The sequence below is a fragment of the Kordia sp. genome, from assembly GCF_965283645.1.
GTDB lineage: Bacteria > Bacteroidota > Bacteroidia > Flavobacteriales > Flavobacteriaceae > Kordia.
On sequence record NZ_CBDIPG010000001.1, the window covers coordinates 4,575,521 to 4,593,522 of the forward strand.

11 protein-coding genes are annotated in these 18,002 nt (G+C 28.6%); all 11 read left to right on the forward strand.

All coding sequences use genetic code 11. The features are described 5' to 3' along the window. Positions 1 to 105: 105 nt before the first annotated feature. The 11 genes from ACQ654_RS20170 (at position 106) to ACQ654_RS20220 (ending at position 18,000) form a co-directional block, all read left to right on the forward strand. The gene (locus ACQ654_RS20170) at positions 106 to 1,431 is read left to right on the forward strand and encodes a hypothetical protein (RefSeq protein WP_430412146.1); all 1,326 of its coding nucleotides are present in this window, start codon (positions 106 to 108) and stop codon (positions 1,429 to 1,431) included. Continuing rightward, the gene (locus ACQ654_RS20175; RefSeq protein ID WP_430412147.1) at positions 1,404 to 2,054 is read left to right on the forward strand and encodes a condensin complex protein MksE; all 651 of its coding nucleotides are present in this window, start codon (positions 1,404 to 1,406) and stop codon (positions 2,052 to 2,054) included. The genes ACQ654_RS20170 and ACQ654_RS20175 overlap by 28 nt, the downstream gene beginning before the upstream one ends. Beyond that, a complete protein-coding gene (locus ACQ654_RS20180; protein ID WP_430412148.1) occupies positions 2,051 to 5,263 on the forward strand; it encodes a hypothetical protein in 3,213 nt (1,070 codons plus the stop codon). The genes ACQ654_RS20175 and ACQ654_RS20180 overlap by 4 nt, the downstream gene beginning before the upstream one ends. Before the next feature lie 3 nt (positions 5,264 to 5,266). Continuing rightward, positions 5,267 to 6,214 carry a hypothetical protein gene (locus tag ACQ654_RS20185; protein ID WP_430412149.1) on the forward strand — a complete coding sequence of 316 codons (948 nt, stop codon included), beginning with the start codon at positions 5,267 to 5,269 and terminating at the stop codon, positions 6,212 to 6,214. Positions 6,215 to 6,228: 14 nt separating this feature from the next. Continuing rightward, on the forward strand, positions 6,229 to 8,541 hold the full coding sequence (locus ACQ654_RS20190; protein ID WP_430412150.1) for an AAA family ATPase: 2,313 nt from the start codon (positions 6,229 to 6,231) through the stop codon (positions 8,539 to 8,541). Continuing rightward, on the forward strand, positions 8,538 to 9,527 hold the full coding sequence (locus ACQ654_RS20195; RefSeq protein WP_430412151.1) for a hypothetical protein: 990 nt from the start codon (positions 8,538 to 8,540) through the stop codon (positions 9,525 to 9,527). Before ACQ654_RS20190 ends, ACQ654_RS20195 begins: the two co-directional genes overlap by 4 nt. Before the next feature lie 125 nt (positions 9,528 to 9,652). Then, the gene (locus tag ACQ654_RS20200) at positions 9,653 to 14,470 is read left to right on the forward strand and encodes an AAA domain-containing protein (RefSeq protein WP_430412152.1); all 4,818 of its coding nucleotides are present in this window, start codon (positions 9,653 to 9,655) and stop codon (positions 14,468 to 14,470) included. Between the two features lie 4 nt (positions 14,471 to 14,474). Next, on the forward strand, positions 14,475 to 15,380 hold the full coding sequence (locus tag ACQ654_RS20205) for a BRCT domain-containing protein (RefSeq protein ID WP_430412153.1): 906 nt from the start codon (positions 14,475 to 14,477) through the stop codon (positions 15,378 to 15,380). Positions 15,381 to 15,393: 13 nt separating this feature from the next. Next, positions 15,394 to 16,875 (forward strand): hypothetical protein, encoded by a 1,482-nt coding sequence (locus tag ACQ654_RS20210; RefSeq protein WP_430412154.1) that lies wholly within the window; start codon positions 15,394 to 15,396, stop codon positions 16,873 to 16,875. A gap of 651 nt (positions 16,876 to 17,526) precedes the next feature. Further along, a complete protein-coding gene (locus ACQ654_RS20215; protein ID WP_430412155.1) occupies positions 17,527 to 17,745 on the forward strand; it encodes a hypothetical protein in 219 nt (72 codons plus the stop codon). Positions 17,746 to 17,763: 18 nt separating this feature from the next. Continuing rightward, complete coding sequence (locus ACQ654_RS20220) at positions 17,764 to 18,000, forward strand: hypothetical protein (protein WP_430412156.1); 237 nt, start codon at positions 17,764 to 17,766, stop codon at positions 17,998 to 18,000. Positions 18,001 to 18,002: the final 2 nt, after the last annotated feature.

Genomic DNA, 18,002 nt, shown 5'->3' on the forward strand with positions numbered 1-18,002 from the left:
TAATTCTTCTCCTTAATAGCTTGAGAGATTAAATTTTAAATGTATGTAAATCAATAATTCAGTTGTTGATTTTTGATACTATGATAAAAAAATAATTCATAATTTTTGGAAAATAAGCATTCACATATATTCAATTTTATAGATGAAATTTCAAAACCTGAAACCTATAAACAACTATATCCTGATGAAAGAGAAGGAATTGTAATTGCACATTTGTATCAACGTGTAAAATTAGGAAAGTATGAAAATGATGCTTTTGGCGCTGATGAGATTCATAATATTTTTGAATCTACCATGACAGAAGCAGATAAAAGACTTGTGTATGTAAAAGAACGAATAAATAAACTTCAAAAGTATTTTTTAAAATATGATGAAGAAATACAATTATACTCTTTCCAAGAATACGGACTTGAATTTTGTAGAATCGCAGAAGAAACGTTACGAGGATCTGTAAAACCTACAAAAATAAAAGTAATATGTTTCGAACTTAAAGAAAGACTTAGGGAATGTCAAGATGATGATGGAAAATTAGAAGAATGGTTTACGATACATTTTGAAAGTTTTCATCCCGAATTAAAACAACAAATAGACTTTTTAGACAGACAAATTGATGAAGCTGTTGAAAAATTACGTAATGATACACTTGCAAAAAAACAATCACCATTAAAGTTACTACAAATAATAAGTAATGATCTTGAGGATATACAGGAAAAGAATGACCAATTACGCGCAGCATTCTCAGAAACATACTCAATAAGTATATTATTGACAGAAATAGATACCGAAAAAGTTACGTTATTAAATCACATCAAAAATACTTCTAGATTTTTTGATACTATACAAAGTAGACTAAGAAATACAAACAGAAGACTTGACAGAATACAACCCAAAATAAAACAACTATTCTTTACGCTAAGTCAGCCTGAGTACAGTGCCAAAATAGATAGATTTATACGATTTCTATTAAAATATTCGGAATTAGAAGGAAAAGGGAATGACAAAGAAATTACATTTCCCAAAGAAATCGAAACGATATTTTCAGCGTATAAGCGCACTAAATATATAGTCATTGATAGAGATAAAGACGTATTTCCAACACAAGCCAAACCTAGAAAAAAATATCATAGAAATCCTAAAATTGAAGCTCAAAACAAAGCTGTATTAGAAAAAGCTTTTAAAAACACAGAAATAATTGACGATTGGATACAACAACTTTTCGCAGAATTACAGCGTAAAAAAGAACTAAATATTTCAGAAGGGTTTTTTAGGGTGCTTGAAGATACGAACAACTTTACTATTGCTACGAAAGTTACTTTTGGAGTTATAGAAAACGCCCATAAAAATAAAAAATACGAAGTTAAAATTGACAATACCAACTTTGTAAAAAATGAAAACATAGCATTATGGAAAACGATCATATACCAGAACTAAAATATCTTGACTTCTTAAAAAGTGAAGATGCTGTCACATACTTTGGGCAGTTAGATTACTTATTAAAAGATGGTGTCCATTTTCAAGATTATGGAAATCAAATACCGTATTATCGTTTTTTGAAGAAATATAAAGATTCTCTAAACTCATATTACGAACGTTTTTTTGGAATCAGTTTAAAAGAAGAAAATGAGCAATCAGATTCCTATTTCTTTCTAGATTTCAATACTTCAAGTAGAGGAAATATACCGCAAGCATTTAGAGAGAATCTCAAAAACGAATATATCATTATTGGATTGATAATGTATAAAATACTCTTTTTGGAAGGCAATGTGGAACTTGTTTCAATTCAAAAATTAAAAGAAACAATCAGAAATGATTACCAAGAATTTAAGCCAGGTTTACGGAAACTCATCGCACAATCTACTGTTGAAAAAGATAATTTTGATGATGATGAAGCTATCGACAATAGTGTTAACAGAGCTTTAAAACAATTCAGGAAGTTAGCTTGGTTAGATTACAAAGGAGACATATTTGAGCCTAGAGCTTCTTTTCATAGAATTATATCTATATACGAAGATGTTATACCGAGAATTGATAAAATAATTGAAAGCTATACATGAAGGAATATCCACGCATACAAAGTTTAGGAGCTATAAATATCATACATCATCAAGAATTTGATTATGAATTTCACCCATTTAGAACCGATTTTACAGGAGAAAGTGGTGTTGGTAAAAGTATTATAACAGATTTAATTCAATTAATTCTAATTGGTTCTACATACTACCAATCGTCAACGAAAGGAAGTGGTGATAGACCTTATAATACACTCATTATAGAAACTCCCGATAAAGGCGATTACGGATATGCGTATTTGAATGTTGAGGTAGCAAAAGAAAAATTTCTTCTTGTGGGAAGCTACATAGAACGAAGATCAAAAAAGACACAATCTTTTATAGTACAAAGAAATCTTGATTTTGAACAAGAAAACTTTTTACCATTTGATAAGCCACTAAAAGTAGAAGATTTTGAAAAGGATAACAAATGGATGACGTTGCAAGAGTTTGACAGACATACCAATACATCAAACAATTTGGGTTGTAAAATATATAATGTATTCAAAGACTTTCACGAAGCATTACATAAAAACAAAATACTTCCGATAGATGTTTTTACAAATAAAAGTGATTTAGTGGACTATGCTAAAATCTTACAGGCATTTGCTCGTAGAGATATCAATGTAAAAAGTGACGTAAATTTACAAGAGTTTCTTCATGGAAAAACAGCAGGAGCTATGTTTTACGATGAGTTTCAAGAAGCTGTAAAAAAAATGGAAGATTCAATTGTAGAGCATCGGAAAAATCATCAAGAAGTTTTAGATATAAAAAAGAAAAATAAGTTATTAAAAGAATTACGAAAGCTAAAAGTTACTAAGGACAATACATTCGTAAAATATAATAATTTAAAATATCATTTTGAGTATCATAAACTAAAACAAATCAATGACGATATAAAAAAACTCATACATAATTACTATGCAGCGGTAGCAACAATAAAAGCACTTTGTACTTTAAAAAGTAAGACATTACAAGAATGTGACACAAAACTCATAAAGCTTATTTTAGAAGAAGAGGAATTAAAAGAAGAGAAAGATACACTACAAACAACAGTAAATTTCTTCCGTCTTGTAGATTCTGTATTCGAAAAAGGCTTTTACAACAAAGTTGAAGAATTAAAAGTATTCTATAAACGATACAAAGAAAATGAAGTTCAAATAAATAGATATGCGCAACTCAAAAAGCAATTACAACAGCAAAATTTAGAAGATGATTTCAATGCTTTGGATTGTAATAAAACATTTAAGGAAATAGTTGATTTCTTAGATGAAAAAATTGTTGAGAACGAAGATGCTGTAACAAAATATAAAGAGCTGATAAGTTTTAATGATTATGAAAACCCAAAATCAATGGCATATTGGGTAATCAATCAAAAAAGAGATTTCAACCCACAAGAAGAAAGTACTCTTAGATATTTTTTTGATATTGAAACTGTAAAGCCTGAAAAAATCAGAAAAGACATTAAGTATTTGCCAAATCCTGATGAGCTTCTAAAAGTATTGAAAAAAGAATCTTATAACTTGGAAGAAAACGGTTTTTGGATTGAACTTTCAGGACTTCATATTTTTATAGAAAATATTGAAACACCTATTTTCAAAACATCAAACATAGAAGAGCTTAAAAATATATTTGAATCCAATAATAAAGATTTAAGCATAAAACTCAAAGAAAAAGAAGCTTCATTAAGAACTCATAAAAAGCTACGAGAATTTATTTTAGAAAAACTAACCGAACCTGAAACAGATTTAAAAATATGGTCAAACCGAAATAAATTACAAAAATATACGGAAGCAGAAAAAGAAATATTTCTAAGTTTTGAAAAATTTGATTTTGATAAGGAAGTTGAAAAATACACTCAAAAAGGTCAAATAGTAACAACTTATAAAAAAGCCAAAGAAAAGTATGATAATATAATTCTTGAATTAGGAAAAACGAGAACACTTCAAGAGGAGTTAAATAAATTTGAAATAGTTGAAACTCCTCAAAATGATTCAAAAATTTTAAAAGAAGCAGAAATACAGAATATAGAAGAAAATCAAAGTCCAATTGTATTGGTGAAAAAAGTCTCATCAATACAAGATTTTATAAATCCACATAATATTATAGTTGAAAACTTAAATGTAGAAGAAAATCTCGACGAGTTAGTGAAAAATAGAGATACAAGAACTATTGAATTGGAAACCTTAAAATTAAAATATTCGTATGTCTTACATATTGATCTAGAAAAACGGCAAAGCGAAGAAGAATATCGAACAGCTAAAGAAAATTTTAACACAGCCAATGATGCTTATTGGACTGAACTCAAAGCAATATTAATTTCATACAATTTAAGTGATAAAGAAGCGCAAACTAAAGGAGAACACTCTTTTATACAATTGGCAAAACTTTTATTTCCTTCGGAAGTTTTCAAGAATGTTTTATTCGAAGATGATCAAATCTTGAACGGAATTGAAAAATATTTAGAAAAAATAATAAATATTAATGCGACATTAAATAAAAACAAATTGCTTGCGATAAAAGATATTTTAGATAAGTTAAAAACAGAAGTAAGGAATCAACTTGAAACGAATAAAGCGATTAAGCGTTTTTTTAAAGAAGATTACGCCAAAATTACTGGAGATAGCAATGCATCTTTAGTCATAAAGCAAAGCAGTACAGTTTCGTTAAATTGGATAGCTGAATATCTGAAAAAGCTTGCCAAAGTTGATATAGGGCTATTTGATTATCAAGACAGTTTGAACGCTAAAAATAAAGAATTACCATCTTTAAAAGACAAACTTTTGTTTGCGTATCAAGAATTTAGCAAAACCCCAGAGCCAAATATTACGGTAAGAAGATTATTAAGTCCATTTTCATATTACGATTTGGAATATAGTATTGAAACCAAAAGTGGAAAGCGAAATTCGGGTAGCACTGGTCAAACATATACTTCTATAGCGTTATTATGTATAGCAAAACTTTCACTAAAAAATAATAATTACAATACTACCAAACAGATCCCTGGATTACGCTTTATGGCAATAGATGAAGCGGAAGGAATTGGTTCCAATTTTGATATGTTGAGCAAAATAGCGAAACGTTTTGATTATCAAATCATTTCACTTTCCATAAATCCAAACAAACTAAAAAAGGAAAATCAATATATCTACAGACTTACCAAAATTGAAGAAGAAGAAAGAGCAAATCATCACCCATCCGTAATATTTAGTTAAGCTATGAGAGAAGAACTAACGTGGCGAGAATTAGAAGGTTTACATCGCTTGTACAAAGGAAAAAGCATACGCTTGAAGCTGATGAATAATGTATATATAAAGAGAGTTTTATATGAAATAGAAAGAATCATTGATTTCAAAAACGGCAATGTTAATATCATAGAAAAACAAGAAGGTTTTGATAAATTCTTTGAAGAAAAATTACTATGTCACTATCAATATTATGCAGATTTTTTTGAAGCGGTTGGTATTGAAATCTCTGCCAAGCGAAAATATTCTGAATATGTATTGAAATCTCTAATGCTTATTCATAAAAACAAAGAAGAATTAAAAAATACGTTGTCAACACCGCACATGTTTTCAAGTAATTTCTTTGAAGAAAAAGATTCTAAATTTTTGGATGATAATAAACAGCTACGAAAAGATATCTTAACAATTCTAGGTGTTGAAGAATTTCCGATGCAATCTCCAAAAACACAACAATGGCGTTTGGTAGTAGATTGTAAAGATCCAAAATATATTTTACTCTGTGAAAACATTGACTTCTTAAAAGATCCATGGCTTTTCAGAGAAAATAATATTGAATTATGGTATTTAGGAGGGAACAATACTAAAAAGCTAGAAGAACTTCCATCAGAAAAAATAAAATATCCAATCTATTACGTATGCGATTGGGATTATCACGGATTAGAAATTTACACACGAATTAAAAAGATAGTAGCTGAAAAAGAAAAACAAATAAAATTGTTACTTCCGAGCAATCCAATGTTGAAACCAATAAACTCGGGTAAACATCACAGCAAATGGAGAAAAGAAGATTTTTCAAATTTAAACAATACATGTTTTTCTAAAGAAGCACAAGATTTAATAAAAATACTAATTGACAAAAATAAATGGATAGAAGAGCAGACTATCAAACCAATTGAGTTGATATTAAATCAAATTGATTAAAACAAAACAAAATTATGAGTGGATTTAGATTATTAGCAATCATACCATTAAAAGGTTGTAGCACTGACTATCGAAAGAATTTGGAAATAGGGGAAAAGTATAAATTTTATGATGCCTATGATATAGAATTAAATGAAGATAAATCTTCTATTATGAAAGTCATCCCAAATATAAACTATGATTTACCTAAAAATTTCATTCATCTCAACAATGGTATAGAAGTAAATATTTCTGCAATAGTTGGTAAAAATGGAAGTGGCAAAAGCACTTTTTTTGAATTGTTATATCTTTTTATTTACTTAATAAGCATTAACAAAAAAGTAAATAAAGAAGTTGTAATAGATAAAAGATCTAAGGATTTAATTTTCGAAAGATATAATATAGTTAAAGATATTTTTAAGTCACAAAATAAGTTTAGTGATCCTAATTCAAATAAAAAGAAGCGCTTTGAAATATTATCCTTAATTAATAAATATAACCTTAATATTAATTATTATTCAATAAAAAATCTTGAAGACTTAATTGGTACAATAAAAAAAGAATTAACTGATTTATTTTCTCAGCGAGCATACATAATTAATAAAGAAAAAAGCAAAGAAAATGAAATAAAAGAAAATTTAGCGTTGTCGATAATTTTTGAGGCTGATAATCAAGTTTTTGAAATATGTTATGTTAATCAAGAATTTGGATATGCTTGTTTTAAGAACGGTTCTAGAAATACATTAGAATTTGAAAAAGACTTCTCCTTAGAAAAATTCTTTTACAACATAAGTTTAAATTATTCGCATCACAGTCTAAATTCAAAAATATCAGGTACTTGGATAACCAAGCTCTTTCATAAAAACGATGGGTATATAACTCCTGTGGTTATCAATCCAATGCGAAAAGATGGCAACTTCGATATCAATCGTGAAATTGATTTGAATAAAGAACGCCTAATGATTAATGTTGTGTATTCAATGATTCGGAATAATGAGACTAAACTTTTAAACAAATACACGATTACTGGTTTTATTTTTACACCTAAAGGTAACAATGACATTTCTTCTATTGAAAAGTATACTGAAAACATTAGTATAGAATCAAAAAGCCTATTAAGAAAAAAACTCCAAACTGATAAAATTGAAAATTTCAATAATTATAGGGATTATGCATTGACTTATATTAATAATAAAATTCCTAAAATCAAACGTAATTACAAATCAATAATTTTCAAAGATGAACCTGAATCGGACGAAGTATTTCAAAAATTTCTTGGAGATGATACTTCTCATATCACAAAAAAACTTAGACAAACGCTTAAGTTTCTAGAAATGACTAATACTGATGAAGGTCGAAAGTACTGGGAAGTTCCTAATAAAACCGTTGAAAAAGACATATTAAAAGAAAACTTTATAGCTTGGCTAAAATTATATGAAAATGATATTGAAGGTTTAACACCTTTAAAATTAATCGAAATTGCGCACCCTGGTTTTTTTAATATAGATTTTCAATTAGAAACGGAATTAGGAGAAAAAGTTACGTTCGGAAAATTAAGCTCTGGAGAACAACAAATGATCTACAATGAAAATACGATTCTGTACCACTTATTTAATTTACAATCTGTCTTTAATGCAAAAGAAAGTAGAGTAAAATATCAAAATATAAACATAATTTTGGATGAAGTAGAGCTATACTATCATCCGGAAATGCAACAAAAACTTTTGAACAACTTAATCAATTCATTTGAAACTGTGAAGAGAAAGAATGAAGAAGGAATTAAAGCTGTTAATATTGTTTTATGTACCCATTCTCCTTTTATTCTATCAGACATTCCTGCAGACAATATTTTAAGGCTTCAAGAAGGAAAAATTTACATAGGAAAAGATAAAGTCAAATCATTTGGTGCAAATATTCATGATATTTTAAATAATGACTTTTTCCTCTCCAATGGCTCTATGGGAAATTTTGCCAAAGAAAAAATTGACGAAGTTATTGGTTGGTTATATTACAAAAGACTTGAAAATGAGATCAATGTTTTAAATGATGAAATAGAATTTTTGAAAGAGCAAGAGAAAGAAGTCAATAAATTGAAATATAAAATATTAGAAGATAAGGAGAAAGAATTAGAAAAGTTAAAAAATATTGTAGAACTAAAACAGAATTATTGCAAATCACTAATTCAAATAATTGACGAACCATTACTGAAGAATACATTAAATGAAATGTTTCATACAGTCTATACTGAAACTAAAGATGAAAAATTAGAAGAAGTGAAAGCTTTTGCTAGAAGAATAGGTAGAGGTGATATTGCTGATCAGTTAAATAATTTTGACGAAAAACCATGATATATTTAGGAGAACAAAAAGACGCTTTGGAGGCATACAGTAAAGAAGCAATCTGTTGGCTAGGAATAAAAATAAAAGGTCGAAAAACAAGATCTAAACCATCAGGATATAGATGTGAAGATTCGAAATGTGTTCTATGTAATAGTAAAGCAGTAATAAGAAGAAGTGTTAATCAAGATTACAGAGATTTATTTGATACTAATTTAATTAGAGAACTAATAGTATCAAAGCCAGAATGGCTGAATGAAATTAATAATCAATTAAAGCAACGATACAATGACTTAGGATATACAGAAGAAGAGTTTAATATCGAGGGTGAAAAAATATTTGTTGATTCAGGTTATACAGATTGGCTTTTACCTAATAAATTCAATTATAAATTAGCTAAACTATTAAACAAGCATACCTGCACATATTGTAATAGAGAATATATTTTTGTTTACAAAAAAGATAAAGGAAAAGGATTAGTTCCACAATTTGATCATTGGTTTCCCAAAACGCACTATCCATTGTTAGCATTATCTTTTTACAATTTAATTCCTTCTTGTGCTACATGTAATGCTATAAAATCTAGTGTTGAGTTTAATACGGATGATCATTTGCATCCGTATGTAGATAAGGATATTTCAAATTCCTATAAGTTTGATTATATCTTTAGAGAAGCTCATGTACCTGAAATATTTTTAAGAAATAACACCTTATCAGGAAATAAAGGGAAAGCTACTTTTGATGCATTAAATCTTCCATTTATCTACCAAGGACATTCAAGCAAAGAATTAAAAGATTTATACGATTTGCGATTCAAATATTCTGATAATTATTTGAAAAGCTTACTTGAAAATACATTTGATAATCATTTATCATTAAGCGATAATGAAAAATATCGATTGATTTTTGGAATTGAATTAGATGCCAAAGACTATCACAAACGCATCATGAGTAAATTTAAAAGTGATATCATAGAAAAATTATTAAGCATTGATTAAAGCGAATCCAATTCTAAATTATCAAAGATTAACTACATTATATAATTCATATAGAGAATTGAGGAAAACCGTAATTTATTCAAGTGCGAATCATGTATTTTAATCCATTAATTTGGTTTTAGCACATGGAGATAACAGAAAAATTACTGATTGAATTACAAAATAGACTCAAAGTAGGAAGCCGAAGAGGTGTTCATTTGAATGCCATTCCAGCAAGATCACGTTATAAGTTTGATATTACTAGACTTTCTCATATTGATGAAAATCTTCCTATAAACTTCATCAATGCTCTTCTTGAAGATCAACCTTTGAAATTCAAAATTAGTTGGAAAGATAATGTTCCCGATCTAAATTTACTTTTTGAAGAAGATCAGACACAACTTGTTAAAATCACAAAATCTTTCGAGAATCTAATCAATCAAACTGCTGCAATCGAGTCTGAAAAAGGAATCAATACATTTGGTTTCGGATATCCTATTTTAGCAAGACGCGATCAAGCAGATAACAAATTAACAGTTGCTCCGATACTTATTTGGTCTTTACGAATCAAACCTACAAAGGAGTTTAATACGTGGGAAATTGTAAGATCAGAAGATGATCCCATATACATCAATGAAGTACTCATAAATCACATTCAAAATGATTCTAAAATTGAAATAGATCAACTCTCATCCGATTTTTTAGATGATGGATTGATAGACAAAGAAGAACTATTAGACATCTGTACAAAACTAATCAAAACCTTGAATAGTACTACAGATGACAATCTTCGAGAAATATTTCAAAAGAAAATGGAAGTCGTAAAACCCATTCCTGATAAAAAACATTACGAAAAACTACCATTAACTTCCAACAATGCATTTATAGATTTTGGTGGTTTATTCTCAATCTTTGAAGTACAAAAACAAAACATCATTCAAGACTATGGTAATCTTCTTCAACTAGAAGGAATGACAATTAATCTTGATGAAATGGAATCACATAGCTTTCAACCGATTTCTTCCGTAGAAACTGATCCTTCTCAGCAAGGAATTTTGCACGCTTTGGAGAACACTAGAAATATTCTTATTCAAGGTCCACCAGGAACAGGGAAAAGTCAGTCACTTACGGCTATTTTAGTGAACGCGTTAGAAAACAAGAAGAAAACAATTGTAGTCTGCGAGAAAAAAACAGCATTAGAAGTATTACACAAACAACTATGTGAAAAAGGACTCACATATCAATGCACGTTGATTAAAGACATTGTGAGAGATCGTAAAGTTGTTGTAAACTCGGTTCGAGATCGTGTTGATAACTCAATGTATCGAAGTTATCGTTATAATCATTCAAAAGAAACTCTAGATACGATCATAAACAAATCAAAATCTTTAATTGAAAGTGTAAATAAAAAACATAGAAAACTAGATCAAAAGCTCGTAGGGAAAAGGAATTGGACAACTATAGTTGGAGAATTATTAACTGAATTAAGAGATAATAAGGAAGACCATTCAGTTGAACTTGAAAAAGGACTCTTTACGTATGACGCAGATGAATTATCAAATCTATTAGAGATAATTAGAAACGCTCAGAATCTTTATACAAATTATAAACCAAATAAGAATTTATCTTTTTTGAATCCTGAAAAACTCACAGGAGACAATCCATATAAAATTGAACAAGATATCAAAGATGCTTTTATAAAATATAAAGGCAGTTTTGACGCTATCAAACAGGATATAATTAAATATCAAGATGAATATGTAGAAATACGAAAAAAAGAAGTTTCCGATCAATTAGAATATATAAAAAATGAAATACAAACTTTTGAAAAGAAGTACGAAGAACTCCAGAAATACCTCAGTTATTTAAAATTAGAATATGTAAAAGCGAGAAAAGCTGATTTAGATAAAGAGCTTCTCGGCGTAGAAGATCATATAAAAATTGTCGAAACACTGTATCAACAATATTCAACAAATGTTTCTTTTTTAGATGGAAAGAACTTAAACTCCTTCTCTTTTAAGTTTTCTTCCATCTTTTCAAAAGAAAAAAAGCAACTAAAAAAGGATATTGGAATTGTAGAATCGAGATTATCTCAAGTAGAATCTTTTCTGTATCAGTGTGACACTATTTTTAATGTTGATTTTGGAACGTCTCTAGAAGAAAAGAAAAAGAGATTTTATACGTTTTTGAAAGATATTGAACAACTCAAACTAAATTGTAAAGAAAAAGTTGAAAAAGAATTTGACGAATTTAAAAACGATACTTTTTTAGTACAGGAAATAGGAAAACAGAACTTTTTAATTACCATAAAAGCACTTCAATCTAGTAGATCGGAACATCTAAAATCCTTCGGAGAACGATCAAGTGATGTATTGAATGAATTTAATAAGTCTCTCCGGAATAAAATTAACGAGATTTCAGCATTCCTAAAAAACGCTGACGATTTACAAGGAATAGCTTTTTCTGGAACATTGGGGGAATTAAATAATCAAATAAAGAACCTATCCAAATCGATAGAAGAACAAGAAAATAATCTTCAAGTAAAAATAGCAGACGAACTAGAGAAATTAGATGTATTCTCTACTGTAGAAACTATATACAAAACGAATAACTTTAAAAAGCTACTAGAAGATTTTGAAAAATTAAACGCAAGTATTGTTAATGAAAAATGGCTGAAAAGTAAATTTCAATATAAAACGCAGCACCAATACATCAATGCTTACGAAGAAATTTTAGAAAAATACAACACGTATTTTGAGAACAATACAGACTTGTTTTCTGCTGAATTCAAATGGTTTCAATACTTCAATTCATTATCAGAAAAAGAAAAAATAATACTGCAAAAATTAAAAGTTAAGCAAGATTGGCGGAAGACTTTTTTAATCTTTTATTTAAATGCGATTCTCTCCGATTCAGCTTCAATTGATCTACCTACGGACGATAATGATTTAATAGAATTAAACAACTCATTATCAGAATTAGAAAGTGAACAAATTAAATTCATTAACGAATATTGGTATTCAAAACAAATTGATGCTACTAGAGGTTTTAATAACACACATATTAATCTTGCTGTTGAAAATCTCTATAACAAACGTTCAGGAAAACGACACAAACGACTTTCGCTACGACAAATTGTAAAATCTGATTTAGATTTATTTACTACGTTTTTTCCTGTAATACTGACAACTCCAGATGTATGTAGTAATTTATTCAAAGGTAAAAATCAATATTTTGACATTGTAATGTTTGATGAAGCGAGTCAATTAAAATTGGAAGATAATTTACCTGCGATGTTAAAAGGAAAGCAAATCATAATAGCTGGTGATGAACACCAAATGCCACCATCGAACTATTTTAGCAAAACATTTGATAGTGAAATAGATGATGAAGATTTTGAAGATGAAAATGAAATAAGGGTTGATCGTGACAATATGTTACTTTCTTGCGAATCATTGCTCGATTTTGCTTCTGAGCTTAACTTTGATAAAAAACATCTTGACTTTCATTATCGTTCTCGACATCCATACTTAATAGATTTCTCAAATCACGCTTTTTACAATCAACGATTAAAACCATTACCAAACGAATTCGAGTATGTTCCGATTAGTTACGTTCCAGTAAATGGAACATATTTCGAGAGCGCAAATATTGCAGAAGTAGATACAATTCTATCTATTCTAGATAAAAATATTTCAAGATATCCTAATGGAGAATATCCATCTGTGGGAATCGCAACTTTCAATATTCATCAACGGAATCTAATCATAAGTAAGATCAACGAACGACGAAAACTAGATCATTTTTATGAGTTCAATCAGAAAATACTAGAATTAGAGGAAAATGGACTTTTTGTAAAAAACCTTGAAAATATTCAAGGAGACGAGCGCGATGTCATCATTCTTTCTACAACGTATGGTTTTACAGAAGAAGGTAAGTTTGCACACCGATTCGGAGCTATCAATCACCAAAAAGGATACAAACTTCTCAATGTAATCATTACGAGAGCTAAATATAAAATATATGTATGTTCTTCCATTCCTGAAAAAGATTTCTTGGGTTACAAGGAATATCTAACAGCAGAAGGTGCAAATAATAGAAGAGCCGTTTTCTTTGCATATTTAGCATATGCAAAAGCTGTAAGCGATCAAAATGATGAAGCTCGACTCGCTATTCTAAATGCACTTTCTGAGAATTCTAATAAAGGATCAAATTCGGCATATACAATACATGAAGGTTTAGAATCTCCATTTGAAGAAGAAGTATATAATGCCTTATTGGATCATTTTGATGAAAAAAACATCATTCCACAACTTCAATTTGCAGGATTTAGAATAGATATGGTGTACGATACAGGAAGTCCAGGGTTGCCAAAAATAGCAATAGAATGTGATGGCGCTTCATACCATTCGAGTCAAGAAGCATATTTACATGATAGGCATCGACAAAAGATACTAGAAAATCATGGTTTTGTGTTTCATAGAATTTGGAGTACAAATTGGTGGCGTAATTCTAAGAAAGAAACAGAACTACTTGTTCAGTTTATCAAAAATATTGAAAATAGTGATCCGACATTATTTGAAGATAAATCGGAGACAAAATATGCCTTTACAAATGATGTTGAAGTGATTGGTGCTGTAATTCAAAATGACTTATTGGAATCAGAAGCTGAAATATCAGATGTTATAGATGCAGTAAGTGAACCAAAAGAAAAACAAGTCAAACTATTTCAAGAAGTTATTAAAATAAACAGTAAAGTGAAGATTAAATATCTCAACAATGATAAAGATATTAAAGTACATATAGTCGATGAAGAAATAACAGCACCACAAAAATCAAAAAGAATTCAAAAAATAAATTGTAAATCAACACTGGGTGTTGCTTTAATTGGAGAGACTATCGGAAAACGAGTTAAAGTTGGTAAAATGGATAATTACGTTGAGGTATTGGAAATAAAAAATTAGTAAAATGAAAAATAAAAGTCAAAAAGAACTCGATGTTATAACATCAAAAGCGAGAGCAGATAAAGCTATAAATACGTTAAAAGGCATATTAATTGGTATAAACTCAGATGGCGAAGTGAATGAAAACGAAATCAATGAACTTCAAAATTGGGCAACTACGCATAAGGACTTAATTGACAGAAACCCTTTTAAAGAGTTTATGACAATAATCCAAGAAACTGTAACAAATAATATACCTGCTACAGAAACTATTGATGACTTATACTGGCTATGTCAAAAATATGAGAATGATAATTTTTATTACAATACAGTAACTTCAGATTTACAAATACTTCAAGGAATTTGTCACGGAATTCTGACTGATGGTATCATAAAAGAAAAGGAAGTTTATGAGTTAGAATCTTGGTTAGAAGAAAATACACATCTTAGTACCTACTATCCTTATGATGAAATTAGAAGCTTACTATTATCAATTCTATCTGATGGTATAATAGAAGAAGAAGAATTACTAATTTTGAAAGCGTATCTAAATCAATTTGTCAATATAGAAAATAAGAAGATTGAAAGAAAAATTGATAGTGAAACTCAAGATGTACATATAAATAGTTATTGTACGAGTGATCCTAACATTCAGATGGATGGAAAAACTTTTTGTATCACGGGAATATTAAAAAGTGGAAGCCGATCAACCTTAGAAAATGAAATTAGTGATTTAGGAGGTATTCCAACAAAAACACTCACGAAAAAAACTGACTATTTAATTGTTGGAGACAATGGGAATTCTGCTTGGGCATTTGCTTGTTATGGTAGAAAAGTAGAAAAAGCTTTAGACTTGCGCAAAAGCGGTCATACAATTTCACTAATACACGAATTTGATTTTATTGATGTGCTTGAAGAACTAAAATCGTAAACTATTAGACTTAATGAAAGTAGATGCTACTCAATTTCAAATACCTCAACTAGAATGGGAATGTATTGATTTTCCCTTAACTCTTACTAAGTTAGAATTTGAAAAAAGTAATTGGGGTTTTACTAAAGATGCGACTATCTCTATTTGGCGAGATGATAGATTAAAATTAAGGGCTAGAATTAGTGGAATTATAACAACTGTAAAAGAAATAGATCAAGATAATTTTATAGGGCAAGGAAATATTATTGAAGGACAAAAAATTACAGGACGTGACGCTAACAATAATTTAGTGACAATGAATGAATCTTTTATCGGACATACATTATTCGAAGATTTTTTTCAAGATGGAAAAATTGTGTCTAAAGTTAAAGCAGAAATTACATTAGATTTTATTAAAATAGTTTATGATGATAAAATAAATGAATCTGCTAATACAATTAAGCTTGAGTGGTTTGTATGTAAAAGTATTTTAGCAAGATTTTATAATAGTACAACACGATATTCAAAAAAGAGTAAGAAAAGAATTCGTGCAGGAGTTGATCCTGAAGACAATGACTATAATCATTTAAAAGGAAGTAATACTTCTAGAGATTTTTGTAAGGTGCAATTAGAAAAATTAGAATTTTTAGTAGCTAAAGTGCCTGAGAATTTTATTCCAAGTGATATATCTGGATTATGTTTTGAGTTTCGTGAAATTCCAAAAGAAGAAAATTATGAGGATATTAGTGGAGCTTTGAGTTTTATCAGTTTTTTATTAGGAAACAAAATAAAAAAGATAGGATATAGTATCGTTAATGATACCAAATTGGTTGAGAGTTTTGCATATTCTATAGATGAATATCCAGAAGATAATACAATGCCGTCGATAAAATTTAATTATCAATACGATTGGGGAAATTTTGCATATTTATTAAATACTTACTTACCAAAGTTCTTAGATATAAATAACGAACTCTTTTTAGATAAAGCAATTGCGAAATCCTTCATTGCTAACAATCTTCCAATTGGAACAAATTTACCAATTTTAGCAAGTGCTCTAGAAACTATAATATCTAAATACTTTCAATCAAAAAATATCAAAACCTTTGAGTATATATCAGAGAAAGAATATTTAGCCATTATAGCTAGTGATTTAGAATCAATTGCAGGTAAGCTTAAACACGTCAAAGGGCATGAAATAATGCTGCGAAAAATTAGTGGAGTTTTTAGAAAAAGTGCAAATGAAAAAACAACACAGTTCTTTAAATTAATTGATCTTAATGTAGGTGAGCAAGAACTAAAAGCAATTAATTTAAGGAATAAAATGGCACATGGTAGTTCGGATTATTCCAAAAAGTCAAAAGTTTATAAAGATTTAATAGCTTCAAGAGTCTATGAAGTATTGTTCAATCGAGTAGTTTTAAAACTCTTAAATTATCAAGGGTATTATATAGATTATAGTTTGAAAGGAACTCCATTAAAGCATCTTGATTTGCCTTCTGGTACTAACACTTAAAATAGTTCCACAAAATTTCTAATATTTTTTAATGAAAACTTTATCACTTTTATCAAACTATTATAAAAAAAATATAAAAGTTTACTTCAATATTTTGTGCTATTACAACATAAATTTTTGGGAAACTTGATGAGAATTTCATTCTTATTGAATAAGAATAATTTTTTTATTTTGATCGGGTAATGATCATAAAATATTCTTTATCGAGTTTATGCTTTAAACTAATTTAACAAATATTATGCTACTTTTAAAGTAAACAAAAATCTATAAACTTTATTTCTATGGATAATAAATATACGTTTTTAACGTAATAATATTATGGTTATATTGTAAATCTTACCTTTTTATAAAACATATTAATTGTTTTTAATAAACTTATTTTATATTCGTGTCAGAAAATATGTAAATGGTGTAGTTGAGTAGTATTTCCAACATTTAGTGAATTTTCAATATTTAAACTAATTAATATGAATGCTTATAATGTGGTATCAATCTATATCAAATTGAAAATTAGAGAAATAACATATTGTATCTCGATAATTACAAATACTAGTCAGTAATTAAAGTGATATAATTATTGATTGCAATCAATGAAGCGGAAACCGAAAAGCTATTAATAGAGTAGGTACAACAAAAATAATTTTTTAAATTATGAAAAGAATACGTGAATTTGAAAAGGAAAATCATCAACTAGATAATAATACGCTATCTAAAATTCTAGGTGGAGATACAAAATATTCAAGTCGTGATTACAAAGGTACTGACGGCTGTATGCATCATTATACCGATGAATTTCAAGACTGTAATGGTGATGGCGTTTGGAATCAAGGTACAGAACCAGGTAAAGATTGTGAAGAAATAGAATGTTAATTATCAAAAGAAATATTTATGAAAAGTATCAATAATTTTTTAAAAGAAAACAAAGAGATGAACCAAGGAAATTTAGCCAAAGTACTTGGAGGAGGCATTGAGCATTCCTATTGGACAGAAAATGAAACTGTTACATGTATCACACATGTTTATGACACATTTGACGATAAAAATGGGGATAAACATAGAAATCCAGGGGAAAATGGTACAATATGTAAAGATGTTGAATGTTTTGAGTCTTGTCCCGATGTATAAAG